This is a genomic window from Paraburkholderia sp. Clong3 (assembly GCF_050436485.1).
GTDB lineage: Bacteria > Pseudomonadota > Gammaproteobacteria > Burkholderiales > Burkholderiaceae > Paraburkholderia > Paraburkholderia tuberum.
Genome location: NZ_JBNDMH010000003.1, coordinates 1,769,361 through 1,791,899, shown reverse-complemented (window position 1 = coordinate 1,791,899; position 22,539 = coordinate 1,769,361). Strand labels below are relative to the sequence as shown.

The window sequence follows — 22,539 nt, the reverse complement described above, 5'->3', positions numbered from 1 at the left end:
AACTCAGCGCCGCACCAAGCCCACCACGTATCTGCACACCTCGGTGCCCGCATTGAAGAACTCGCATTCGACCGGCGCACCGAGTTGCAAACAATCCCCCGCTTCGAGCCGGTGCGTGAGCGCGCCCTCGCGAAACGTCAGCACCCCTTGCGTGACCCAGATCTGCTGATGCTGAAACACGAACGCATCCGACGGATAAGGCACCCTCACCCCAATCGGCAATTCGATTTCGAGCAGTTCCAGCACGCCGCCGGTCGGCGGTGAAATGCGCCGCCGCGTATAGCCGGTTTCGGGGTCCTCCCACAGCGACTGGTCGGCATGACGCACGAGCCGCTCGCCGGTCTGCTCGGCGAGCGCGAGCAACGTGGACAGCGTCAGCCCGAACGCGCCCGACAGCCGCCCGAGCACCGTCGCGGTCGGACTCGCCTCGCCGCGCTCGATCTTGCTGATCATCGCCTTCGATACACCCGAGCGCTCGGCCAACTCGGCGAGCGACCAATTGCGCGCCTCGCGCTCGGTCTTCACGCGCGCGGAGATCGCCTGGGTCAGATCGATGGCGGAAGTTTCGGACATGGCGGGGTCGTCGTTGCGCAAGTGGGTGGCACCTTATCCTCAAAGACCTTTCGACAACCGGCTTTGGTCAAGGCCTCTTGTTGCAACTCAAGGTTCTGATCCTGCGTCGAGACACGGGGGTAGCCGATGATCGTGGCGTGACAGTGCCGATTGACGAGTTCGTTGCCGCCGGCGGCCGAGATAGTTGCCTTCAGTTCCGTTAGCTCCATCCGCTTGGTCATTGCTTCATTCCATCGTCCTTGCGGTCTTCATCTTCGGCATCCTGGCACGCGGCAGGCAGTTGTTTCAGTAGCTCTGGTAGCGCCGTTTGCACTGCAAGCATCGGTTGCGGCTTGCTGCATGTGGTCGAGGTAGTCCAGCAAGCGGTTCTCGTTCATACCGGCTGCGCCTCCGCAAGCACCTTGGCCCGGAACTTCTGCGGCAGGTCGGCCGGGGTCAGCAGATCGACGTGGACGCCGAGTAGCGCTTCCAGTTCATCCTGCAACCCCCCAAGGTCGAACAGCGTCGCCCCTGGCAGCGCATCGACCAGCAGATCGAGGTCGCTGCCGTCCCGGTCGGTGCCGTGCAGCACCGAGCCGAACACGCGCGGGTTCGCTGCGCGGAAGCGACTCGTCGCTTCGCGCACTACGCTGCGCTTCATGTCGAGAACAACGGACGGTCGCATGGGCATCCTTTCTTATCGAAACTCATCGAGACGATAAGCGATTGAGTCGAGACTCGCAATGCCTTCACCTCCCGTGCCATGCCGGTTGCGTTGGCGGGCTTGCTGCCCCGGCACGGCCTACGCCAAGCTGATTACCTTTGACGCAGCAGCGTCAGGATCAGCGCAGACCAGTTCAGGCCGCTACGACCACCGCAACCGGCACAGCCAGCCAACCATGTCTTGCATAGTGATTTTTCGTCCACTATATTAAACGAAACGCCATCGCCCGAACCCGCTCGTCAGCAGGAACACACCATGCCGAAGGAAATCGTTCTCAACGCGTTCGACATGAACTGCGTAGGCCACATCCAGCAAGGGCTGTGGACCCATCCGCGCGATCAGTCCACGCGCTACATGGATCTGCAGTACTGGACCGACTACGCGCGCAAGCTCGAAGCGGGCCTGTTCGACGGCATCTTTTTCGCGGACGTGGTCGGCGTGTACGACGTCTACGGCGGCAGCCCGGACGCGGCAATCGGCGGCGCCGTGCAGGTGCCGGTCAACGATCCGACGCTGCTGATTCCGGCGATGGCCGCGCTCACGCGGCATCTGTCGTTCGGCGTCACGTCGAATCTGTCGGTCGAGCAGCCGTTTCTGTTCGCGCGCCGCATGTCGACGCTCGATCATCTGACGCGCGGCCGGGTCGGCTGGAACATCGTGACCGGCTATCTGGACAGCGCATCGCGCGCGATCGGCCTGAGCGGACAGATGGCGCACGACGACCGCTACGATCTCGCCGACGAGTACATGGAGCTCGTGTACAAGCTGTGGGAATGCAGCTGGGAAGACGGCGCGGTGCTGCGCGACAAGGCGCGCGGCGTCTATGCGGACGCGTCGAAAGTCCACGTGATCCATCACCAAGGCAAGCAGTACCGCGTCGATGCGATGCATCTCGCGGAGCCGTCGCCGCAGCGCACGCCGGTGCTGTATCAGGCCGGTTCGTCTGCGCGCGGCAAACAGTTCGCGGCGGCACACGCGGAGTGCGTGTTCGTCAACGGCCAGGCGAAGCCGGCGGTCAAGACGATCGTCGACGACATCCGCGCGCACGCGGTCGCCGGCGGCCGCCGCGCCGACGACATCAAGGTACTGCTCGGCCAGACCGTGATCACGGGCCGCACCGATCAGCAAGCGCGGGAGAAATTCGAGGAGTACCGCCGCTATGTGAGCTCGGAGGCGGCGCTGGTGCACGCGGCCGCATCGCTTGGCATCGACTTCGCGCGCTACGACCTCGACGAGCCGATCGAAACGGGCAAGAGCCAGGCGATCGTGTCGAACGTCGAAGCGATGACGCGCGCGGCCGGTCCGCAATGGACGAAGCGCAAGCTGCTCGAACAGATGGTGCTCGGCAGCCGCCAGCAGCCGCTCGTCGGTTCGGCCGACAAGATCGCCGACGATCTGATCGCGTGGACCGAGCAAACCGGCGTCGATGGCTTCAATCTGTCGCGCACCGTCGTGCCCGAGTGCTTCGACGATTTCATCGAACTGGTCGTGCCGCTGCTGCAGGAACGTGGCGCGTACAAGCGCGCGTATCGTGACGGCACGCTGCGCGAAAAGCTGTTCGGCCATGCGCGGCTGCCTGAGAGCCACACGGCGGCGCGCTTCCGTTCGCCGGCTTGCGCGGCGGCGGCGGACGACGAGGCTCGCGGCTAACTCGACCACCGTTGTTTTGGCGAACCCGACTTCCAGCAGAGGCCCCCATGCTTGACAAGAGCACGTTCCGCGACGCGATGGCCGGGCTTGGCGCGGCCGTCAACATCGTCAGCAGCGACGGCGAAGCCGGCCTTGCGGGCTGCACCGCGTCGGCGGTCTGCGGCGTCACCGACGAGCCGCCCACCCTGCTCGTTTGCATCAACCGCAGCAGCCGCAACAACGCGGCGTTTCGCAGCAACGGCAAGCTCTGCGTGAACGTGCTGAGCGCCGAGCAGCAGGCGCTTGCCGCGCACTTCGCCACGAGCGCGCTCGCGATCGAAGAGCGCTTCGCCGCCGCGCAATGGGACGACCTCGCAACCGGCGCACCGGTGTTGCAGGACGCGCTCGCGTCGCTCGACTGCGAGATCGAGTCGGTGACCGAAGTCGGCACGCACACGGTGTTCTTCTGCGCGGTGAAAGCCGCGCGCATGCAGGGCGCGGGCGATGCGCTGATCTACTACGGCCGCCGCTATCATCGCGTCGGCGAGCGCTCGGTTCACGCGCCGCCCGCCGCTTCACCTGCCCCGCCCCAGCCTCGCCAACGGCCCGGCCGCGATCGTCCGGCCGAATAGCGCTGCCGCGGTGCGCTCCGGATCGAGCGCAATACTTTCGCTCGCTGCACCGACGATCAACGCGTCGAGCAAAGCAGTCAGCGTCGGCTCCCGCGACTCGCCATGCCGATGCGACGCGAACCCCCGTCCGCCGCGATCGCACGTCGCTCGCCCACGGAATCCTCGATCGCCCATCACGCCTCCGTGCCATGCGTCATTGCACGCCGTCGTTCGATCAACGCGTCACGCCCGCACGACGCCCGTCATCGGTCTGCCCGCCATGGTCCGGCCAAACAGCGCTGCCGCCGTCCGTGCGGGATCGAGCCCGAGACTTTCACTCGCGGTGCCGGCGATCAACGCATCGAGCGAGGCGGTCGGCTTCAGGTCGCGCGACTGATACAGCTGATGCGGCGCGAGGCCCGGCCAATCCGCCATTACGCGTCCGCCCTGCACCGACCCGCCGAGCACCATCGCGACCGAGCCGGTGCCGTGATCGGTGCCGCCCGTGCCGTTCGCGGCGGCGGTCCTGCCGAACTCCGTCGCGACCAGCACCGTGGTCTTGCTCCACGATGAACCCATGCCGTCGCGCAACGCCGCGAGCATCGTGTCGAGTGCCTTCAGTTGATTCGCGAGCCGCGCGTTCTGCGCGCTGTGCGTGTCCCACCCGCCGGTCTCGATCATCGCGATGCGCGGACCGTCGTCGCGGGCCAGAAAACCGGCCGCGAGCTTGCCGAGGCTCGCCGGGTCCTGGCGCGCGCCAGCGTCGCCCGCAAGGCCGCGCGCCGCCATCGCCGATTCCCACAGCGCACGCAGCTGCGCGTCGTGCTCGTACAGTTGCGACACGCGCGCGAGCAGATCATCGGGCGCCTGCGGCAAGGCCGACGGTGCATACGACGTCACCGCCGCGGGCCCGCGCAGCGCCATCGGCACGGTCGGCGCGAACGCGATCGCGTTTTCGCGGGTGGCGGGCAGTTGCGCGGCGAGCCGGTTGAGCCAGCCGTCCTTCGTCTGATACGGCGACGTGCCGCCGGTTTCCAGCACGTTCTGTCCGTCGAAATGCGAGCGGTCGCGATACGGCGAGGCGACCGCGTGCACGAACAACGCCTCGCGCTGCGCGTACAGCTTTGCCATCTGCGCGAGCGCCGGATGCAGCGCGAACGTGCCGTCCAGATGCGGCGCGTTCGACGCATCGATCGCGAGCGGCCCGCGCAGCGTCGCATACGCGGGGTCCGCGTACGGCACGACGATGTTCAGCCCGTCGGCCGCGCCACGCTGGATCACGAACACGAAGCGGCGGTCGGTCGCGACATGCGCGAACGCAATCCGCGGCGACACGAGCAGTGCGCCGGCACCGGCGGCGGCGACGCTCAGAAACTGACGGCGTGACAGCATGGCGTTCATCTCCGTTGAAAATCGGGCGATACGAGCAGCAGCGCGATCGCCGTCGATGCGCTTTCCGCGCGCGACACCGCCGTGGCCGTCGGCTCGCTGAGCGAGCCAGCCAGCAAGGTCTGGCCGAGCGAGCGCGCATCGAGCCGGTCACCCACGCGCGCGGCGAAACGTTGCGCGACTTCGACGCGGCGCACGAGCGCATCGGGCGCGGCCCAACTCGCGGCGATATCGTCGTAGCCGGCGGGTGAACCGGGCCGCCACACCGGCTGGCCAAGCTGCGTGAGGATCGGCGCGCTCTGCAGATTGCCGGGCTCGTGCCAGCCGAGTCCGCGCATCGACGAGATGGTCCACTCCCACGGCGTCTTGAACTTCACCGCGGCCGGCGACCACGCTTGCGGCGTATCGATCAACGCGCGATAGACGGTCGGCAGATCGCCGTCGCTGCGCGTGAACGCATCGGCCAGACGTTCGCTGACGCCAGGTGGAGGATTGTCGGCGACGAAATGGCGCGCGAGCTTCGTGCCGATATGCTGCGCGGTGGCCGGTGCGTGCGCGAGGTCGTGCAGGATCGCGAGCGCCTGCTGTTCGCCGGCTTCGTCGTAGCGGCGTCCCATGATCGTGCGCGAGCCGGGCTCGTGCAGCGCGGGACGAAACACGAAGCTGCCGGGTTCGCCGTTCTGTTCCAGCGCGCGGCGGTTTGCATTGGCGCCGCCGTTCCCCGGATTGCCGACGAGACTCCAGCCGGTCAGCGCACGCGCGAACTCGGTCACGTCGTCCTGGCTATAGCCGCTGCGCACGCCGAGCGTATGCAGCTCCATGATCTCGCGCGCAAGGTTCTCGTTGAGTCCGCGTTTGTTGTCCGGATTGCGCTGCGCGGCGCGCAGCGCGGCCATGCTGTCGGGACCGACCGAGCGGGTCTGGTCGAGGAACAGCTGCATGGCCGGATGACGCTCGACGGCCACCAGCATGTCCTCGAAACGGCCGAGCACGTGCGGGCGAATCGCCTCCGCTTCGAACGACCCGGCGAGCGCCGCGACGCCGGGCTTTTCGGTCGACACCGCGAAGTGATTCGCCCAGAAATGCACGAGGCGTTCGATGAACGGCGTCTGCGTGGTCAGCGCGCTTGCGACGCGCGCATTGACCGACGAGCGGTACATGTCGAGTATCTCGACGCGCAGTGCTTTTCTTTCGGCTTGCCTGGCGGCTTGCGCGTCGGTCTGGCTGGGTGCTGCGGTGTTGTTCGCATTCTGGCTCGGGGTGGTCTCCTCACCCGCCTTCTGTTTCGACTGCTGTTCCATCTGCATGCGCTGCTGCACGAGCTGCGTCGACAATGCGATCGAATCGGGTTGGTTCGCCCACGCGTCGGGCCGCGGCTGATATTGCTCGAACTGCGCGAGCAGCCAGCCTTTCGGATCGGCGGGCGGCGTGTCGTCGGCGCGCGCGCCGAGGCCGAAGCGGTTCAGTGCGATCGCCGCGGCATTCAGGTTCGGTGAGTTGGCCATACGCTCCTCGTCGGCAGGTAGGACACCTGCATGTCCGTTAAACGGCCGACACGCTGAAATCCGTCGCCATCGCGCGCATTTTTTATTCGCTCGATGCGGCATTCGCCGCCGGTTTTTTCGCGTTCGGCGCCGGCTGCGCTTCGCGCCATTGCCCGCGCAACTTCAAACTCTCGGCGAATTCGACGCGCTCCTCGGGCGTCAGCGTCGCCGCGAAATCGGCGACGCTCGCTTCGACCATCGCGCGCAGGCTGACGTCGGCCGCGCGCGTGCGCGCGAGCGCGGCATCGAGTGCGGCGCGATCGAACTGCGGCGCGGCCAGCAGACGCAGCACCTCACGACGCCCTTCGCGAGCGTCGCGCGCATACTGGCGCCCGTTGCGCCGCGCGCTCTTCAGGCCGTCGATAAACGCCTGCCGCTGCTGCGCCGACAGCGGCTCGGCGGCAAACCGCAGCGCGCGCTGGTCCTGCGCCGCCGCCGGCGGATTCGCACCGTGCGCGGCGAACCATTGATACGCGCCGCCGGCGATCGCGCCGAGCAGAAACACGTTGAGCACCACCGAGCCCAGCAGCGCAAATTTCCACGAGCGCCCGTTCATTCGCCGCTCCAATCGGCGGAGCTGCCGCCGAAGCTCGAAGTCAGATACGAGGATTCATGCACGACCGGCGCGTTCTCGGTCAGCACGAAGAACGACACCGCGAACGCCCCCGCCACGCCGCCGAGCAGCCCGACACCTGCCACCGCCGCGCCCGACCACCACAAACGCCAGCGCGCGGCTGGGCGTCGCGACGGCGCGCGGTCGATGATGCGACGCTGCAGTTCGAGGCTCGGCGGCTCGAGCTCGTCGGCGGCGAGCCACGCGTCGAGGCTGGCCGCATCGCTCAACGCCGCATCGGCTTCGTCGCGATGCGCGCGCGCCCACGCCTGCGCGGCTTCGCGTTCGCGCTCCGGCCAGCGGCGCGCGTCGGCACCGTAAGCTGCAACGATCTGATGGAATCTTTCGGTCGTCATGACTTGTCCTTGCTAAGGCCGCTGCCGGCCAGTTGAGCGCGCAAACCGCGGCGCGCGCGGCCCAGCAGACTCTCCAGCGCATCGACGCTGACGCCCATCAAGGCGGCAGCGTCGAGGTTCGACATCTCCTGGTAGTAGGTCAGCACGAGTGCCTCGCGCTGTCGCGCCGGCAGCGCGGCGAGCGCCGCGCGCACGCGCGCGTGGTCGGCACGTGCTTCGAGCCGCGCGTCGGGCGGCGCGGCGGGATCGGCCGAATCGGGCAGTTCGTCGCTCGGGTCTTCGCGCTGGCCGCGCAGACGGTCATAGCAAAGATTGAGCGCGACCCGATGCATCCACGTGTCGAACTTCGCTTCGCCTTCACGCCAGCGGGCCGCCTGTTTCCAGATTCGCACGAAGACCTCCTGCGCGACGTCCTCCGCTTCCATGCGATCGCCGAGCATGCGCGTGGCGAGCGCAAGTAGCCGCGGCAGCTTGCGCGCGACCAGCGAGCGGACCGCGCCGGGCTCCGCGCGGCCCACCCGCGCGATCAGCTCGGCGTCCGGATCGGGTGGTGCGTCGCTCAAGGCGTGCGGCTCGGTCGCGACATCACGCGCGCGCTTTCGCGTGAGGACCGCATCACGGGATCAACGTCGTTCACTTGCCGCCGCTCCTTCAGCTGTCGTGTCGTTATGTTGTCGTGCCGCTACGCCGCTATCCGGCCAGGTATCACGTACGCGGTCAATATACGACGACCGCCGGCCGGTAATAGGCCGGGCGTGCCGGATAGACCACACAGCCGGCGAGCGAGGCCGCCAGCAGAATCATCACGAGTGTTTTCATCGCGAGCCTCGTTCAAGCCCAATGTCCTTCGATCCAGCGCCAGTGCGGCCCACGTTGCGCCCAATGCCCGGGCACCCAGTGATAGCCGACGCGCACCGGCTGCCAGTGGCCCGGCACCCACACATAGCGGCCGTGCTCCCAGCGCCAGCGGCCCTGATCCCACACATAGCCGTCCCGTGGCGCGGGCACGACTTCGACGCGCGGCGGCGGCGGTGCCATCGGCGCGATCATCACTTGTGCGGAGGCGGGCGCGGCCGTCAGCGTGGCCGCGCAGCACAGCGCGGCGCTCAGCGTGGAACCGAGCAGACGAGTGATGCGGTTGGTGTTCATGTCGATTTCTCCCTTCAAGGCTGGAACAAGTCGGCGCCCAGGACGGCCCCGTTTCTACTTGAACGCGGCAGCGGAAGAAATCCGTCGCGCTTTTGGCAAAAAAGCACAAATACAGTCGGGCTCATGAAAGGCAATAGTCGGCGTATTGCCCGGAAATTTTCACCTTCCGATGGTCCAATGCCCGGGCTGCAATCACTGGCGTCGGCCGTTACGCTTCTAACAACAATTTCCAGCACCGTTCATACCTATCGATGGAAGGGCTGGACCGCGAATGTGGAGCCACCAAAGAATGTTCCGTAAAGCCCTTTTGCCCATTCCGTTTGCCGCCGCACTGTTCGTGCTGAGCGCATGCGGCAACGGCAGCGTCAGCTCTCCTTCGACTGCATCCGCGCCGGCCTCCGCACCGGCTGCTACCGTATCCGCCCAGGACGCGTTGGCCACGGCAACGCCGATCAAGCACCTCGTCGTGATCTTCGGTGAGAATCGTTCTTTCGATCACTACTTCGGCACCTATCCGAACGCGCAGAACCCGGCCGGTGAACCGGCGTTCACGGCGGCGAACACACCGGCCCAGATCAACAATCTGAATCAGAATTCGCTTCTGACGAGCAACCCGAACTTCCTGAACGCGGCGAACAACGCGGCCTCCGCAGGCAGCGGTATCAATCCGTTCCGCCTCGACCGCAGCCAGGCCAACACCAACGGCCAGTCGCACGACTACATGAAGGAACAGCTCGCCTACAACAATGGCGCGGCGGACCTGTTCCCCAAGTACACGGGTAACAACAGCGCCGGCAGCGGTTCGACGTTCGGCACGCCGGGTCTCGTGATGGGCTATTTCGACGGCAACACGGTCACCGCGCTGTGGAATTACGCGCAGAACTTCGCGATGAGCGACAACATGTACACCGACACGTACGGTCCGTCGACACCGGGCGCGCTCGAGGTAATTTCCGGCCAGACCAACGGCGCTATTCCTGCCAACGGTGCCGCTCAAGGCGACAACGTGATTGCCGACGGCGCGGGCAGCTTCACGATGAACGGTGATTCCGACCCGACCGGGGACGTGTGCAACACCTCGACGTCGAGCGGCCAGGCCACGCTGAGTTCGAATAACAAAAATATCGGTGACCTCCTCAACGCGAAAGGCATTACGTGGGGCGGCTTCATGGGCGGCTTCGACCTGAGCGCCACCAACTCGAACGGCACCACGGCGTGCAAGCGCAGTACCTACTCGTCGGTCCTCGGCGCAACGAAGACGGACTACGTACCTCACCACAACTGGTTCCAGTACTACGCTACGACGGCCAACCTGGCGCACACGCGCCCGACGTCGACCGCGCTGATTGGACAGACCGACCCGCTCGATTCGACGGCTACGCCGGTGCACCATCAATACGACGTCAACGACTTCTTCACGGCCGTCTCGGCGGGCAACTTCCCGTCGGTCAGCTACCTGAAGGCACCGGCCGTCGGCGATGCGCACCCGGGCAACTCGGATCCGATCGACGAGCAGGCGTTCATCACGAAGGTCGTCAACTTCCTGCAACAACAGCCGGACTGGAAGAACACCGCCGTCATCATCACGTACGACGATTCGGATGGCTGGTACGACCACGCTTATGCGACGCCGACGACTTCGTCGTTTGACGCCACCGCCGACCAGCTGAACGGCGCGGGCACCTGCAACGCAACGGGCGCGAAGCAAGGCGTCGGCGTGACAGGCGCGGCTGTCAACGGCCGTTGCGGCCCGGGAACGCGTGTTCCGCTTCTGGTGATCTCGCCGTACGCACGCAGCAACTATGTTGACCACACGGCGGTCACTCAGGCTTCGGTTGTCAGGTTCATCGAAGACAACTGGCTCGGCGGCACCCGCATCGGCAACGGATCGCACGATGCGACGACGGGGAGCATCGCGTCGCTGTTCGACTTCACCAACGGTGGCAAAACGCCGGCGTTGTACCTCGACACGAACCTTGGCACCAAGCTGTCGGCTCCTCCTGCAACGAACTAAGGAGCCACCGTTTATCCGTCCGTTCTGCCGCACAGGGAAGTACGCGGTGTGACGTTCAGGGAACGGAGCTGTTGATGCCCGTCAATCAGTGATGACGTCGAGCCAGCCGGTACGGTGGCTCGACGTGCTTGTTTGCAGTTCAGCTTGACTACCGCTATCGCCATGAATCGTCGTTCGAACGCCACCTTGTCTTCACAACTACCCACCGGAAGCGGCCCGTCCCCTCGCGCTGCGAGCAGCACGTGGCGTCGCCCGATCCTCCGGATAGTGCTGGGCATCGTGCTGCTGGGCGCCGCTCTGGTTGGCTACGCGCTGATCTATCCCGAGCGTATGCCCGCGGCGATCGGCGATACGGTCGAGAATCTGACGGGCCTCAACGCCCATCCGGTCAAGCTCCAGCGTCCCCCCGTCGCGCCCCTTAGCGCGGTCGCGGTACTCGGCAGGGACCTGTTCAATGATCCGTCGCTTTCGGCGTCGGGCAAACAGTCGTGCGCGTCGTGCCACAGCGCCGCGCACGCTTTCTCGCCTCCCAACGACCTGACGGTACAACCAGGCGGCCTTCACATGACGGAAGCGGGCTATCGGCCGGTGCCATCGCTCGCGTACCTGTATCGCCAGGCGCCGTTCAGCATCGGTCCCGATCAGGGCGATACCGACGCCGCACCGGTCAGCCTCGATACGCAGGCATCGGCCGCGCTAGGCGTGCAGCGCGCCCAGAAAACCGCGGGCGCGGCGCCTGCCGCGCCGGCTATGGTGCCGCAAGGGGGACTCTTCTGGGACGGCCGGGCAAGCACGCTGCAGGACCAGGCGCTTGGGCCGCTGACCAACCCGGTCGAGATGGCGAACCCCGATCTGGCTTCGGTTGCCGACAAGCTAAGGCACTCGAAGCACATCGATACGCTCAGACAACTTTTCGGTCCGCACGTCGTCAACGATCCCAATCTGCTCGTGTCGGAAGCCATGTTCGCGATCGGTCGGTATCAATTCGAAGACCCGGCGTTCCATCCATTCTCGAGCAAATACGACGCCTGGCTCGAAGGACGTGCACGCCTCACACAAGCCGAACTACGTGGCTTGCGTCTGTTCAACGACAAGGACAAGGCCAATTGCGCGGGTTGCCACCTGAGCCAGCCGACGTCGGACGGCCTTCCACCTCTTTTTACCGACACGCAGTATGAAGCGCTCGGCGTGCCGCGCAATCGCGAACTTGCGCAGAACAGGAATCCGAAGTTCTACGACATGGGCATTTGTGGGCCATTCCGGACCGACATGGCCAGCGAGACGCAGTATTGCGGCATGTTCCTGACGCCGACACTGCGCAATGCCGCCGAACGCAAGACGTTCTTCCACAATGGCGTGTATCACGACCTCAAGCAGGTGCTGGACTTCTACAACCTGCGCAATACGTCGCCGGACAGAATCTATCCGCGCGATGCGTCGGGCAAGGTGCAGAAGTACGACGATCTGCCGCCGCAATACCATGCGAACGTGGATGTCGCCGATGCGCCGTTCGACCGCAAGTTCGGCGACCAGCCCGCGATGACCGATCAAGACATCCAGGACATCATCGCGTTCATGAAGACGCTGAGCGACGGGTACAAGGACTGAGCAGCCGCGCTGGACGCCGCCGCTGCAGCTTCCAGGCTGCGGCACGCGGCCCGGTGCGGTATCCTTGCCGGTCCGCGACTTTGTCCCTACCCATCCCCGATGGCCGATTTTCCTTTCGACGCCGTGCTCTTCGACTGCGACGGCGTGCTCGTCGATTCCGAACCCATCACGAACCGCGTGCTCACCGAGATGCTCGGCGAGCTCGGCTGGCATTTGAGCGTCGAAGAGACGATGCGCATTTTCGTCGGCAAGATGGTCAGGGACGAAGCCGCGTTGATCGAGGCGCGCACCGGCTTCGCGATCACGGCCGGGTGGCTGGCGCAGTTCCGCGCGCGTCGCAACGTGGCGCTCGACAATGAGTTGCGCGCGATCGACGGCGCGCCTTTCGCGGTCCGCGCGCTGCAGCAGACATTGAACGGACGCATCGCGGTGGCGTCGGGCGCGGATCGCATCAAGATCGAATTGCAGCTCGTGAAGGCCGGCATCCTCGACTGCTTCGACGGACGCATCTTCAGCGGCCACGAAACGCCGCGCAGCAAGCCGTTTCCCGACGTCTACCTCGCCGCAGCCGCGGCACTGGGCGTCGAGCCGACACGCTGTGCGGTCATCGAGGATACGGTGACGGGCGCGACCGCGGGCGTCGCCGCCGGCGCGACGGTATTCGGCTATTGCCCGACGCACCTCGGCCATAGCAGCGCGACCGCGTTGCATGGCGCGGGCGCGGTGCACGTGTTCAGGGAGATGGCTGAGCTACCGGCGTTGCTCGCGGGATGGGGCACGCGCTGATCGACTGACGTGTTGGCGGTTGAACGACACCGGCTTGCCGCAAGTTGGCCAACGCCGATCAGTTTTCGACTGCGCAGATACGGTCGATCAGCGCTCGAGCCAGCACAGACGTTGAATCCCGCCGCATGGCATGGTGCGTGCAACTGGAACGCCCGAGCGCAAAGCATTTGCGCGCTCGCTACCCATCCAACGTTGCCGGAGATTCATCATGTCCAACTTGACCCTTGCCGACCTGTCGCGCTGCGACGACCTCGACCACGCAGCTGCACAGTCCGTGCGCGGCGGCCACTCGTGTTTCCCGCACGAATACCCGCCTTCGTGTTACGGCGAAAAACCGCCGGTTCGCGGCCCGTCGTACTACAACCCGCCCTCCTACAACCCCTGCCAGCCCGTGCATTACGGCTGCGGGCCGGTCTACACCCCGGTCTGCCATCCGGAGCCGGGCAAAATCGTGCCGCTGTAAGCACGAGGCCCAGCGCCGCTGCGGTACGACGGCGCAATCATGCATGGGTTGCGGCCCGGGTTGGTACGATCGGGCCGCATCGCGCGCTTCATGCTCTTATTCGAAGGCCGGATCGATCGGCACGCGATAGCCGACCGCTAGCCGGTTCGTTTCGTTCGCCATCCCGACGATGGCCTGCAGCTCGCCGAACATCTCGTCGGTCATGCCGGCGCGGCGTGCCGCCGCCGTGTGGCTCGCGACGCAATAGCCGCAGTTGTTCGTCACGCTGACCGCGACGTATAACAGCTCCTTGACGAGCGGGTCGAGCGCGCCGGGCGCCATCACTTCCTTCAGGCTGTCCCACGTGCGCGCGAGGGTCGGCGGATGCTGCGCGATGTACTTCCAGAAGTTGTTCACGTCGTCGACCTGGCGGGTCGCTTTGATGTCGTCGTAGACGGCTTTGACTTCCGGTGATGCGTCCGTGTATTCGATGGCTTTGGGCTGGGTCATGCGGGCTCCTTGGCGTATCGGTTGGGGGTGTGCGTCGGGGTATTGTGCACTTGCAGTGGCGGATGCGTGAGGCGAATGTGTACCCCACCGCGCCTCTCAATCCTTCCTGACCCACTCCATCCGCACCGACTCGAGTTCTCGCGGCAAACGCGGTGAGACAGGCGCCCGGCGCGGCAATTCGACGAAGCCGAGACGGCGGTAGAGCGCGTATGCGCGCTTGTTGCTGATCAGCACATCGAGCACGAGTTGCTGCCGATCGCGTTCGCCACGCCCCGCGCGAGCCTGCAAATTCATCAGTTCACCCGCGCGCATCGCATCCGCAAACAGCGTGCTGAAAACACCCGTGCCGCGCAGGCGCTCATGCGTCGCGCAATGCGCGATCAACCTCTGCGACGACTTCGGCGCCGGCAGTTCGCTCTCGAGCACGAGGCCGCGCAACAACATGCGAACCGTGCGGCGCAAGCCAAAGAACAGCAGTAGCATCAGCGCGACGTGCGGATCGTCGAACCATGTGTGGCGTCCGTCATGCAGCGCGAGCACCGCGACCGGCTGATCGTCCCCGGTCACGGCCACACGGTGGCGTCGATACGAAAAGCGCCCGAGCTTCGAGGCAAACGCAAACGCCAGAAATTCGATGCAAGCTTCGGCCGACTCACCGAGAAAGAAACCGAATTCACGCACGCCAGATGCGAAGATCAGCGGCGCGCATGCTTCGGCATCGTCGGCGCGCGCGGCGCGAAAGCGCAGGAGGAGCGGTTCGTCGTCGCGAGCGGGCGCGTGCGCACGTGCGGGTTCTACGGCATACATAGCAGACTGACCTTTCGTGGATTCGTTGATCTTTGTGTTTAGCGCGGCAGGCGCGCGAGCGCGCACTGGTCTTGATAATTAGCCAGGCTGACAGGAAGTCAGTATCTTTTAAAAGTTCGCTTTTCCTTGCACGTCCAATAGAGCACCATGCCAAAACCGACGCACACAGTCACATTCAGTGGAATCAAAAAATAATTCCCTTTTTTGAATCCTAGCAGTACCGAAATCGCCGAATAGAGGAAGCTGAAGATCTCGCCCGCCAGCAACACGGTATTGATCCGCGGCATGATGGCGCGATAGCCATTCGTGCCTTTCGGCGTTCTGTGAAAGTCGCCATACACGCCGAACAGAGCACGCACGCCGCCGACGAAGTAGTACCAGGCCATCGGCAAAAACATCGCGATATAGCGGTAGGTGTCCCACAAATCTTTCACGGCGCTCCGCTTGTCATCGAAACGTGCCCCGCGGCGCGCACCGAGCGCATTTTCGAGCCCCCAGAGCACAGCCAGGCCGAAGAACGTAAACGCCCCCCAGCGCATGAATGCGGCATCGAAATGTACGAAACAGGTAAGCGGCAGGCTCAGCAAGATCAGTACATAGATTGACGCGAGCAGCACCGACGAAAACATCACGGAGATAGCGTGCATTCGCTTCATCAGAGGCATGCGTTGCACCACCATCTGCTTCACATGCTTGAAGCCGCTATGAATTAGTCCGCGCCCCCAACGCTCGCGTTGAATGCGAAATGCGCTAATGGTCTCGGGCAGCACCGACATCGACACCACGTCGCGCAAATAAGCGTATTTCCAGTCGCCGAATTGCGCGCGATAACCGAGATCGACGTCTTCCGTGACGGTCGACGCATTCCACCCGCCCAACGCATCGACGCACGCCTTGCGCCATACACACGAACTGCCGCTGAGCGATGCCATGTCGCCATCCTCGCTCAGGCCGACCGTCACGTATTGCTGATGGCCCATTTCCATCGCCTGGAAACGCGTCAGAAATGACACGTCGCGATTCTCGTAACCGATGCCCGTTTGCAGGAATCCCAGTTTTGGGTCCCGGAAACACGGAATCGTCTTCAGCAGAAAGTCGACGGGCGGCACGAAATCCGCGTCGAAAATAGCGAAGAACTCCCCGCTCGACTGCTGAATGCCGTTGACCAGATTGCCCGCTTTGTAGCCCTTGCGGTCGAGTCGCCTGAGCAGACGAATATCGACGCCTTGCGCCGCGTATTGCGCGACTTTCCCGCGCGCGAGTTGTGTGGTGCCGTCCGACGAATCGTCGAGCACCAGAATTTCGAGCAATTCCGCGGGATAGCTCAGACGGCAGGCGGCATCGATCAGCCGCTCCACCACCTCTGATTCATTGCAGATGGGCAACAGCACGCTCACCGACGGCCGGCAATCGGCGTTGGCTTCGGCAGCCGAATGCTCGAGTTCGGTCAATTTGCGCCGTTCCACCTTTCGCGAAATCAGAAAGACCCGCAATTCAAGGAGCACGTACAGCGCAAAATAGACGACCACGACGAGAAAAACTGCCTGGCAAAACCAGGAAAGCAATGCGAGCATCGTGACCGCTCCCTCAAAGCTTCACGACGGCGCAGATTTCTTCCAATCGATGTGCCCAGGTATGGTTCTCTCGCACGTATTTCGCACCGGCTTCGGCGCGATCGAGGTCCGCACGCGAAGGTCCGTGACGCAGCCGCGCGAACAGATCTCGCGTTTCTTCATAGGTATTCACAACGTGACAGAAATCGCGGAAATGGCGATCGACGGCGCGGCTCGGGTTTGTCACCGCAATACCCCCGCAGGCTAGAATCTCGAGCAAGCGGCGCGAAAACATCGTTTCGGAACTCGTGACCGAATTCACGTTGATCGAAACCGCGTGCGACTTGTAGACGTTCGCCGTTTCCCGATGTGGCACCTTGCCATGCAGGCGCATCTGGCTTGTCTTCGGAAAGCGGAACTCGAAATGGCGCGACAGCCGGTCGTGATTCCGGTCGAACACATTGAGCGGCATCTCGTTGTGCTCGCAGATTTCGAACACCATGTCGAGAAAGCGGCGCCTCTCATTCAGAATGCGCCGGTAATAGCTGCCTGTAAAACAGACTTCGTTGCGCGTGAAATTGAAGCCCGTGAAGCTATGAAAAGCCGGCTGAAAGGGCATGATTAGCGTATTCACGGGCACGTGCGCCGGCACCTGCTGGCGATAGCGTGCGAGGCATTCTTCATCTGTGGTGAAGACGTAATCGAACGCCTTCGCCACGTCGATGAACGCTTCGAAGAACGGACCGTCGTCCTTGTTCCAGAATACCGTGGGAACGCCTGCTTTCCTCGCGAAATCGACCAGACGGAAAATCGCCGTTGGCTTTGTGAGGCGCAACGTTTTCGGCTGCTTCGCCAGTTCGTAGCGCCAGCTACCGTCCACGCCGTGGAATGCGGATTCGGCGAGCACCAGATCCGGCTTCCAGTTAGTGATGACGTCGCGGTAATTCGAGGGCGTCATCACACGAACACGGCATTCGGCAGACAGACAGTCTGCCGTGAAATAGTCCGTGACGAGCGCAATCTTCAGACGGCCAAATGGCCCGTCTCGTTCGACATCTTCCGATACTTTCGGATAGTCGTAGACCAGCGAACCCAGTCTTCTAATGACCCTGCCAACCATTCCCCTCACCCCGCACTTTTTGGTAGCGCCTTGATGACAAAATCGCGCCAGCAACGCTGTGTGGTCGCGTATTCTTTTGCTTGTTCGCCGAGCGCGGCGAGCGCCGGGCGATCGGCCAATGCCGTTTCGATCACGCGCGCGAGATCCGCCGCGTCGCCAGCGTTGAAGAACCAGCCTGCCGGGTGTGCGCCCATTTCGTCGCGAAACACCGGCAGGTCGGGCACGATGACCGGTTTGCCCATCGCCATCGCTTCGACGAGCTTGATGGGCGGCACGATCTCGCACACCTTGAACGGTTTGCGCGGGATGCACACGAGCGCGCAGCGGCTCAACGCCTCATGCGCCTGTTGCGGTGACGTCCGGCCCAAAAAGCGGATGTGTTCCGACAAGCCGAGGCGCTGCACTTGCGCTTCAAGTGCTGCACGCGCTTCGCCGTCGCCGATGATCATCACGTCCGGCTGCGCACCGCGTACACGTAGTTGCGCCACCGCGTCGATCAGCGTATCGAGCCCTTCGTAGCCCATCAACGAACCCGCGTAGCCTATTGTGTTCGGTTCGATTTCGCGTGGCGTGTGCATTGCGAACCGCTCGGGCTCCACGCAATTGGGCAGCAGGAACATGCGTTCTTCGGCAATGCCCCAGCGCTCGCGCGCGAAGCGGCCGAGTTGCTCTGAAATCACGAAGACACGGTCCGCATGCCGTGCGACCAGGCCTTCCAGTTCCAAACCTTGCCTGAACCCCTGGCGTCCCTCGTAATGCGGCAGACGCGAAATGCGCGTGAGCTCCCACAAACCACGCATTTCGTATTGAAAAGGGATGCCCAATTGCCGCGCGGCCAACAGTGCGGGCAGCGCATTGACGTGATTCGACGCGGCGTGAATCACCGACACTCGATATTGTTTCGCCCACTGCGCCACCACGCGCGCGGCTTGCATCGCATATAACAACACCGGACGATTGTTGGCCGGTCCGGCTGCATGCCGATAGCGCACTTCTCCAACCTGTGTTTCGTCGCTCTCGGCATCGCGCAAACGGTCGACGCGATCAAATGGATAGCCCGGACGAGTCAACGCATGCACGCTGCCTCCAGCCGATCGCATTGCACGGATGATTTCGTGCGTGCGCGTGGTGTAACCGCTCGTGTGGTACGGCAATGCGCTTGCGGCCACGTACAGCAGGTTCGGCGAACCCACCTGGCACTCCCGTGTATTGGAGAGGCGATTGAGTTTGCGCTCCAGCGTCCGCACGGTGAGCCATCGGCTGAAACCGAGGTAGGGCTCGCTCACGAACGTTTGCAGAGAATCGAATACGCCGCTCATGCCCGCGCTTTCCCTTGCGACTTGATCTCCGCCTGAGCGAGATCGATCGTCTTCGCCGTCCTGATCCGGCCGCGCGCGTGCAGATCGAGAAACTCGGCGGTCGTGATCACGTCGTAGTCCTTCGTCAGGCGCGACACCAGCTTGCGGTAGCCCTCGACGCGCTGGTCATCGCGATACGTCGCGTAGCCTTTTTCGTCCCAACAGAGCAGCGACCACGAATGCAGCAGGAAAATCGAGAACGTCGGGCTGCCGCTGAATGCGTCGAAAAGCAGTTTTCCCCACCACGGACGAAACCGGAAATACGGTGATTCCGGGTACGTGAGGCGCGCCCACCACTCGTCCTTGCCAACCTTTGGCAGGATCTTCTTTTCCGTCATCGGCACTTCGATGATGCCATTGGACCAGGCAAACGGATGGTTCGTGGGCTCGCTGAATAAGCACTGATTTGCGTGAACGGCGCACATCGAGTTATTGAACGACAAACGTATGCCCGCAGCTTCCAGCGCACGTATCGTGCACGCGTTCCACCGAAATGAACCAGCACGATGCGCGAGCACCGGCTTGCCCGTCTGCTCGGAGAGCAGGTTGCCAAAATACTTGATGACGAATTCGGCGCGCGCATCGTCCGTATATTGGTTCATGTATTGTGGCCGGCGATCTAGCCCATGCTCAGCCCAGAACGAATCGGGCAAATATTCCGGATGCGTGTGCAGTTGCACGTCCTGCCCCACCGAGTCGAGCCAACGTATGACCTCGCGCGTTTCGTCCAGATACGACCAGGGGCCGCATTGATCGACGAAGTAGACGTGCTTGACGCCGAACTCATCGCCGATCTCGGCCATCTCACGAATCCCCGCCGTACCGCGGTCGTGCACGCCCCACATGAGCCGCGTGACGTGATCGTGCGGCGCGCGCTTGGGGAGCGCCTCCGTATCGACCGTCAACATCGCGTAGCGATTTCTGTCCATTATCCTTAATCCAATGTCAGCAATGCATGCCACTCCGGCTCGCTGGCCAATCCAGCGCTCAACGGCACAATGCATGCATCGCGATAGCGCCATGCGAGATACGCCTGCTTTCTTTCATGCAACGATGGGCCTTCTCCGCTCACATCCGGGAGATATTCCACGAGCCAGCCTAGCCGGGAATAAAAAGCGAAGTCGGCGATATCCGTGACAAGAACCGGCGCCAGATCATCTCTGTCGCGCAGCTTTTTTGAAAAACAGTCACACGCGTGGCGTAGCTGATGACGATCCGTGCCTACAGCCCAGATCATTACAGTCTGTACATCGGCCGAACTCGGTCTGTGCTTGAGGGTAGCGAGCCACGGATATTGCGTAACGTGAGGTGAAATCAGCTTCACCGACGCCAGCAGATGTCGCACGTACCGCCATACGCGTTCTTTCCGGGAGGCCGGGGGCTTTTTGCCCAGCAAATCGTAGCGTTGCAGCAGGCTCCATTCAGGGCTGCGAGCAACTGCCTTCAACCGCCGACGCAACGCTTTCGTTTCAACGGTTACGCTCACCGCTTGGGCTCCTTTGATGTGGCCAAAGCAAGGATTTTCTCTGCGGCCAGCGACGCCCCATTCATGGGGATATCCGCTTGTTTTTCAGGTGTCGCGCCCAACATCTCGAGCAATTGAGCAACCGCAGTTTGGCGTTCTTCATCGGTCTCGCACGCGCAAACGACTGCAGGGATTGCCTCGGCGACCATATTCGCCCGACGAACCTGGTCGTCAGCCAATTGCGCATTCGGCACCAACAGCGCCGGAACAGTCGCCTGGACCAGCTCGCAGCAGGTGTTATAGCCGGCCGCACCGACAAAAACGTCGAAAGCGCGCAGGTAGCGTGCCAATGGATAGACCGTGAGCGGCGTTACGCTCTGCGGTAATCCCACATCACGAACCGAAATAGGCGCACGCGCCCACACAATCCTGAAGCCAGCCGCTTCGAAAACGCGAATCAGGCCGTGCCCGATCCCGGCAACGTCCTTCAGATTGCCCGGACCGAGCGCGAACAGAACGACGCGCTCCTCTTGCGGGAGACCCAATGCCTCTCGCGCAGCAGCGCGATCGAGCAATTCATCATCTTCCAACACACAGACTGGTGGAACGACTGCACGCGTTCCCCCTCCGTCAAGTGTGGATTCGCTTTCGCGTGCGCCAAGCTCCCCCGGCTGAATGACGAGATCGAACAACGCCTCATCCACCGTTACTGTCTTGCCACCTTCTTTCAGCAAACCACGATTCGACCACACGAGCGCGGGCGATCCGTATTCTTCGCACGCGGCGAGAAATCCCTGAAAAGGCCACGTGCCGTCGAAGACGATCACATCGGGCCGCACGCGTTCAAGCAACATGCCAAAGCGCACAGCAAGTTCGCTGTTCCAGGCGAAGGTGGAACTCGACGACCAGTATGGCGAAACGAAATAGTCCGCCTCGAAATCCATCTCCTCGATGAGCTCGATCGCGGACGCCAATGAAAAGAACACCGGCCGAGCGCGCCCGCGCAACCGACGTGCGTACGAAATGCAACGGTTCAGATGGCCCATGCCTGAGCCGTTCACGTTGAAGAACAGGATGCGCGGAAGCTGCGAATCGGACGAATCGTAGCGAGATCGCTTCGGATCGCTCATGCGTCGCCGCCGAATAAATCTCGGGTGTACACCTTGTGCACGACGTCCTCCAGATCGGCTGTCATGCGATTGGCGACGATCACGTCCGCACAGCGTTTGAATTCAGCTAGATCGCTCACGACCGCCGAATTGAAGAACGTTGCCTCGTGCATTGCGGGTTCATAGACGATAACTTCCACGCCCTTCGCCTTGATGCGTTTCATGACGCCCTGAATGCTCGATGCGCGGAAATTGTCGGAGCCGGCTTTCATGACCAGCCGGAAAATGCCGACGGTTTTGGGCTTGCTCGCAAGCACGCTGTCGGCAATAAAATCCTTGCGCGTTCCGTTCGACTCAACGATCGCGTGAATCAGGTTCTGCGGCACGTCGCGATAATTCGCGAGCAGTTGCTTCGTGTCTTTCGGTAGGCAATAGCCGCCGTAACCGAAGCTTGGGTTGTTGTAGTGCGCACCGATGCGGGGGTCGAGGCATACGCCTTCGATGATCTGGTGTGTTTCCAGCCCATGCTGCGCGGCATAGGTGTCAAGCTCGTTGAAATATGCGACGCGCATGGCAAGGTACGTATTGGCGAAAAGCTTGATCGCTTCGGCTTCAGTGCTGCCGGTGAACAGAGTAGGAATGTCATTTTTGACCGCGCCTTGCTTTAGCAGGTTTGCAAAGGTTTCGGCCCGCTCCGAGTGTTCCCCGACGACAATGCGTGAAGGGTACAAGTTGTCGTGCAGCGCTCTGCCTTCGCGCAAAAACTCGGGCGAAAAAATCAAATTTTCCGTACCTAAAGCCGCGCGTGTGCGCTCAGTGTAACCAACCGGAATCGTCGACTTGATGACCATGACCGCGCGCGGATTGATGAGCTTAACGTCGGAAATGACGGTCTCGATCGACCGCGTGTTGAAGTAGTTCGTTTCTGGATCGTAGTCGGTAGGAGTAGCGATGATTACGTAATCGGCACCGGCGTAGGCGTCGTCTTTGTCGAGCGTCGCGCGGAAATTGAGTGGCTTGTTCGCCAGAAAATCCTCGATCTCCACGTCGTCGATCGGCGATTCCTTGCGGTTGAGCATCGCCACCTTCCACGCAACGATATCGAGCGCAACGACTTCGTTACGTTGCGCAAGCAATGCAGCAAGAGATAGACCGACATAGCCCGTGCCGGCGATTGCTATTTTCATGGGCATCCTTCCA

At 63.0% G+C, this 22,539-nt stretch carries 22 protein-coding genes and 2 pseudogenes; 6 read left to right on the top strand and 18 right to left on the bottom strand.

All coding sequences use genetic code 11. The features are described from left to right. Positions 1–3 precede the first annotated feature (3 nt). The 3 genes and pseudogenes from OKW30_RS31580 to OKW30_RS31570 form a co-directional block, all read right to left on the bottom strand. Entirely contained in the window at positions 4–573 is a 570-nt protein-coding gene (locus OKW30_RS31580) for a helix-turn-helix domain-containing protein (protein WP_429348550.1), read from the bottom strand. A gap of 14 nt (positions 574–587) precedes the next feature. Then, a pseudogene (locus OKW30_RS31575) lies at positions 588–704 on the bottom strand (recombinase family protein); the annotation flags it as partial. Between the two features lie 242 nt (positions 705–946). Next, positions 947–1,237 (bottom strand): nucleotidyltransferase family protein, encoded by a 291-nt coding sequence (locus OKW30_RS31570; protein ID WP_184010058.1) that lies wholly within the window; start codon positions 1,235–1,237, stop codon positions 947–949. A gap of 294 nt (positions 1,238–1,531) precedes the next feature. Between OKW30_RS31570 and OKW30_RS31565 the strand changes: the two genes are divergently transcribed. Both OKW30_RS31565 and OKW30_RS31560 read left to right on the top strand, forming a co-directional pair. Further along, complete coding sequence (locus OKW30_RS31565) at positions 1,532–2,926, top strand: LLM class flavin-dependent oxidoreductase (protein ID WP_429348549.1); 1,395 nt, start codon at positions 1,532–1,534, stop codon at positions 2,924–2,926. 47 nt (positions 2,927–2,973) lie between these two features. Next, on the top strand, positions 2,974–3,537 hold the full coding sequence (locus OKW30_RS31560; RefSeq protein ID WP_429348548.1) for a flavin reductase: 564 nt from the start codon (positions 2,974–2,976) through the stop codon (positions 3,535–3,537). Positions 3,538–3,759: 222 nt separating this feature from the next. Here OKW30_RS31560 and OKW30_RS31555 read toward each other — a convergent pair whose 3' ends face one another. The 6 genes and pseudogenes from OKW30_RS31555 to OKW30_RS31530 form a co-directional block, all read right to left on the bottom strand. Further along, complete coding sequence (locus OKW30_RS31555) at positions 3,760–4,908, bottom strand: DUF1501 domain-containing protein (RefSeq protein WP_429348547.1); 1,149 nt, start codon at positions 4,906–4,908, stop codon at positions 3,760–3,762. 5 nt (positions 4,909–4,913) lie between these two features. Further along, complete coding sequence (locus OKW30_RS31550) at positions 4,914–6,410, bottom strand: DUF1800 domain-containing protein (protein ID WP_429348546.1); 1,497 nt, start codon at positions 6,408–6,410, stop codon at positions 4,914–4,916. Positions 6,411–6,492: 82 nt separating this feature from the next. Then, positions 6,493–7,005, bottom strand: a complete 513-nt coding sequence (locus tag OKW30_RS31545) for a periplasmic heavy metal sensor (RefSeq protein WP_429348545.1) — start codon at positions 7,003–7,005, stop codon at positions 6,493–6,495. After that, a complete protein-coding gene (locus OKW30_RS31540; protein WP_429348544.1) occupies positions 7,002–7,418 on the bottom strand; it encodes a hypothetical protein in 417 nt (138 codons plus the stop codon). The genes OKW30_RS31545 and OKW30_RS31540 overlap by 4 nt, the downstream gene beginning before the upstream one ends. Further along, a pseudogene (locus tag OKW30_RS31535) lies at positions 7,415–8,005 on the bottom strand (RNA polymerase sigma factor); the annotation flags it as partial. The pseudogene OKW30_RS31535 and the gene OKW30_RS31540, both read right to left, overlap by 4 nt. A 244-nt stretch (positions 8,006–8,249) precedes the next feature. Next, complete coding sequence (locus OKW30_RS31530) at positions 8,250–8,567, bottom strand: YXWGXW repeat-containing protein (protein ID WP_429291181.1); 318 nt, start codon at positions 8,565–8,567, stop codon at positions 8,250–8,252. A 289-nt stretch (positions 8,568–8,856) separates the two neighbouring features. Between OKW30_RS31530 and OKW30_RS31525 the strand changes: the two genes are divergently transcribed. The 4 genes from OKW30_RS31525 (at position 8,857) to OKW30_RS31510 (ending at position 13,438) form a co-directional block, all read left to right on the top strand. After that, positions 8,857–10,581 carry a phospholipase C gene (locus OKW30_RS31525; RefSeq protein ID WP_429348543.1) on the top strand — a complete coding sequence of 575 codons (1,725 nt, stop codon included), beginning with the start codon at positions 8,857–8,859 and terminating at the stop codon, positions 10,579–10,581. 162 nt (positions 10,582–10,743) lie between these two features. After that, a complete protein-coding gene (locus tag OKW30_RS31520) occupies positions 10,744–12,189 on the top strand; it encodes a cytochrome-c peroxidase (RefSeq protein WP_429348542.1) in 1,446 nt (481 codons plus the stop codon). 99 nt (positions 12,190–12,288) lie between these two features. Further along, a complete protein-coding gene (locus tag OKW30_RS31515) occupies positions 12,289–12,975 on the top strand; it encodes an HAD family hydrolase (RefSeq protein ID WP_429348541.1) in 687 nt (228 codons plus the stop codon). A gap of 208 nt (positions 12,976–13,183) precedes the next feature. After that, positions 13,184–13,438: a hypothetical protein gene (locus tag OKW30_RS31510; RefSeq protein WP_184038248.1), complete on the top strand. Its 255-nt coding sequence runs from the start codon at positions 13,184–13,186 to the stop codon at positions 13,436–13,438. A 96-nt stretch (positions 13,439–13,534) separates the two neighbouring features. On the opposite strand, the gene OKW30_RS31505 is transcribed toward OKW30_RS31510, so the two are convergent. The 9 genes from OKW30_RS31505 to OKW30_RS31465 all read right to left on the bottom strand — a co-directional run bounded on the left by OKW30_RS31505 (position 13,535) and on the right by OKW30_RS31465 (position 22,526). Further along, positions 13,535–13,927: a carboxymuconolactone decarboxylase family protein gene (locus tag OKW30_RS31505; protein ID WP_429348540.1), complete on the bottom strand. Its 393-nt coding sequence runs from the start codon at positions 13,925–13,927 to the stop codon at positions 13,535–13,537. A gap of 96 nt (positions 13,928–14,023) precedes the next feature. Beyond that, on the bottom strand, positions 14,024–14,734 hold the full coding sequence (locus OKW30_RS31500) for an N-acetyltransferase (RefSeq protein ID WP_429348539.1): 711 nt from the start codon (positions 14,732–14,734) through the stop codon (positions 14,024–14,026). A 98-nt stretch (positions 14,735–14,832) separates the two neighbouring features. After that, entirely contained in the window at positions 14,833–16,308 is a 1,476-nt protein-coding gene (locus OKW30_RS31495; RefSeq protein WP_429348538.1) for a glycosyltransferase, read from the bottom strand. A gap of 13 nt (positions 16,309–16,321) precedes the next feature. Continuing rightward, on the bottom strand, positions 16,322–17,407 hold the full coding sequence (locus OKW30_RS31490; protein WP_184072925.1) for a CgeB family protein: 1,086 nt from the start codon (positions 17,405–17,407) through the stop codon (positions 16,322–16,324). A gap of 5 nt (positions 17,408–17,412) precedes the next feature. Beyond that, positions 17,413–18,726 carry a glycosyltransferase family 4 protein gene (locus OKW30_RS31485; RefSeq protein WP_429348537.1) on the bottom strand — a complete coding sequence of 438 codons (1,314 nt, stop codon included), beginning with the start codon at positions 18,724–18,726 and terminating at the stop codon, positions 17,413–17,415. Continuing rightward, positions 18,723–19,694 (bottom strand): polysaccharide deacetylase, encoded by a 972-nt coding sequence (locus OKW30_RS31480; RefSeq protein ID WP_429348536.1) that lies wholly within the window; start codon positions 19,692–19,694, stop codon positions 18,723–18,725. The genes OKW30_RS31485 and OKW30_RS31480 overlap by 4 nt, the downstream gene beginning before the upstream one ends. A gap of 5 nt (positions 19,695–19,699) precedes the next feature. Further along, entirely contained in the window at positions 19,700–20,251 is a 552-nt protein-coding gene (locus OKW30_RS31475; protein ID WP_429348535.1) for a hypothetical protein, read from the bottom strand. Further along, on the bottom strand, positions 20,248–21,360 hold the full coding sequence (locus tag OKW30_RS31470; RefSeq protein ID WP_429348534.1) for a glycosyltransferase: 1,113 nt from the start codon (positions 21,358–21,360) through the stop codon (positions 20,248–20,250). Before OKW30_RS31470 ends, OKW30_RS31475 begins: the two co-directional genes overlap by 4 nt. Further along, complete coding sequence (locus tag OKW30_RS31465) at positions 21,357–22,526, bottom strand: nucleotide sugar dehydrogenase (RefSeq protein WP_429348533.1); 1,170 nt, start codon at positions 22,524–22,526, stop codon at positions 21,357–21,359. The genes OKW30_RS31470 and OKW30_RS31465 overlap by 4 nt, the downstream gene beginning before the upstream one ends. Positions 22,527–22,539 lie beyond the last annotated feature (13 nt).

Bases quoted from the DNA above. Each gene is read 5' to 3' on its own strand.
- OKW30_RS31580 (WP_429348550.1), bottom strand. From the start codon at position 573: ATGTCCGAAACTTCCGCCATCGATCTGACCCAGGCGATCTCCGCGCGC.
- OKW30_RS31570 (WP_184010058.1), bottom strand. From the start codon at position 1,237: ATGCGACCGTCCGTTGTTCTCGACATGAAGCGCAGCGTAGTGCGCGAA.
- OKW30_RS31565 (WP_429348549.1), top strand. From the start codon at position 1,532: ATGCCGAAGGAAATCGTTCTCAACGCGTTCGACATGAACTGCGTAGGC.
- OKW30_RS31560 (WP_429348548.1), top strand. From the start codon at position 2,974: ATGCTTGACAAGAGCACGTTCCGCGACGCGATGGCCGGGCTTGGCGCG.
- OKW30_RS31555 (WP_429348547.1), bottom strand. From the start codon at position 4,908: ATGCTGTCACGCCGTCAGTTTCTGAGCGTCGCCGCCGCCGGTGCCGGC.
- OKW30_RS31550 (WP_429348546.1), bottom strand. From the start codon at position 6,410: ATGGCCAACTCACCGAACCTGAATGCCGCGGCGATCGCACTGAACCGC.
- OKW30_RS31545 (WP_429348545.1), bottom strand. From the start codon at position 7,005: ATGAACGGGCGCTCGTGGAAATTTGCGCTGCTGGGCTCGGTGGTGCTC.
- OKW30_RS31540 (WP_429348544.1), bottom strand. From the start codon at position 7,418: ATGACGACCGAAAGATTCCATCAGATCGTTGCAGCTTACGGTGCCGAC.
- OKW30_RS31530 (WP_429291181.1), bottom strand. From the start codon at position 8,567: ATGAACACCAACCGCATCACTCGTCTGCTCGGTTCCACGCTGAGCGCC.
- OKW30_RS31525 (WP_429348543.1), top strand. From the start codon at position 8,857: ATGTTCCGTAAAGCCCTTTTGCCCATTCCGTTTGCCGCCGCACTGTTC.
- OKW30_RS31520 (WP_429348542.1), top strand. From the start codon at position 10,744: ATGAATCGTCGTTCGAACGCCACCTTGTCTTCACAACTACCCACCGGA.
- OKW30_RS31515 (WP_429348541.1), top strand. From the start codon at position 12,289: ATGGCCGATTTTCCTTTCGACGCCGTGCTCTTCGACTGCGACGGCGTG.
- OKW30_RS31510 (WP_184038248.1), top strand. From the start codon at position 13,184: ATGTCCAACTTGACCCTTGCCGACCTGTCGCGCTGCGACGACCTCGAC.
- OKW30_RS31505 (WP_429348540.1), bottom strand. From the start codon at position 13,927: ATGACCCAGCCCAAAGCCATCGAATACACGGACGCATCACCGGAAGTC.
- OKW30_RS31500 (WP_429348539.1), bottom strand. From the start codon at position 14,734: ATGTATGCCGTAGAACCCGCACGTGCGCACGCGCCCGCTCGCGACGAC.
- OKW30_RS31495 (WP_429348538.1), bottom strand. From the start codon at position 16,308: ATGCTCGCATTGCTTTCCTGGTTTTGCCAGGCAGTTTTTCTCGTCGTG.
- OKW30_RS31490 (WP_184072925.1), bottom strand. From the start codon at position 17,407: ATGGTTGGCAGGGTCATTAGAAGACTGGGTTCGCTGGTCTACGACTAT.
- OKW30_RS31485 (WP_429348537.1), bottom strand. From the start codon at position 18,726: ATGAGCGGCGTATTCGATTCTCTGCAAACGTTCGTGAGCGAGCCCTAC.
- OKW30_RS31480 (WP_429348536.1), bottom strand. From the start codon at position 19,694: ATGGACAGAAATCGCTACGCGATGTTGACGGTCGATACGGAGGCGCTC.
- OKW30_RS31470 (WP_429348534.1), bottom strand. From the start codon at position 21,360: ATGAGCGATCCGAAGCGATCTCGCTACGATTCGTCCGATTCGCAGCTT.
- OKW30_RS31465 (WP_429348533.1), bottom strand. From the start codon at position 22,526: ATGAAAATAGCAATCGCCGGCACGGGCTATGTCGGTCTATCTCTTGCT.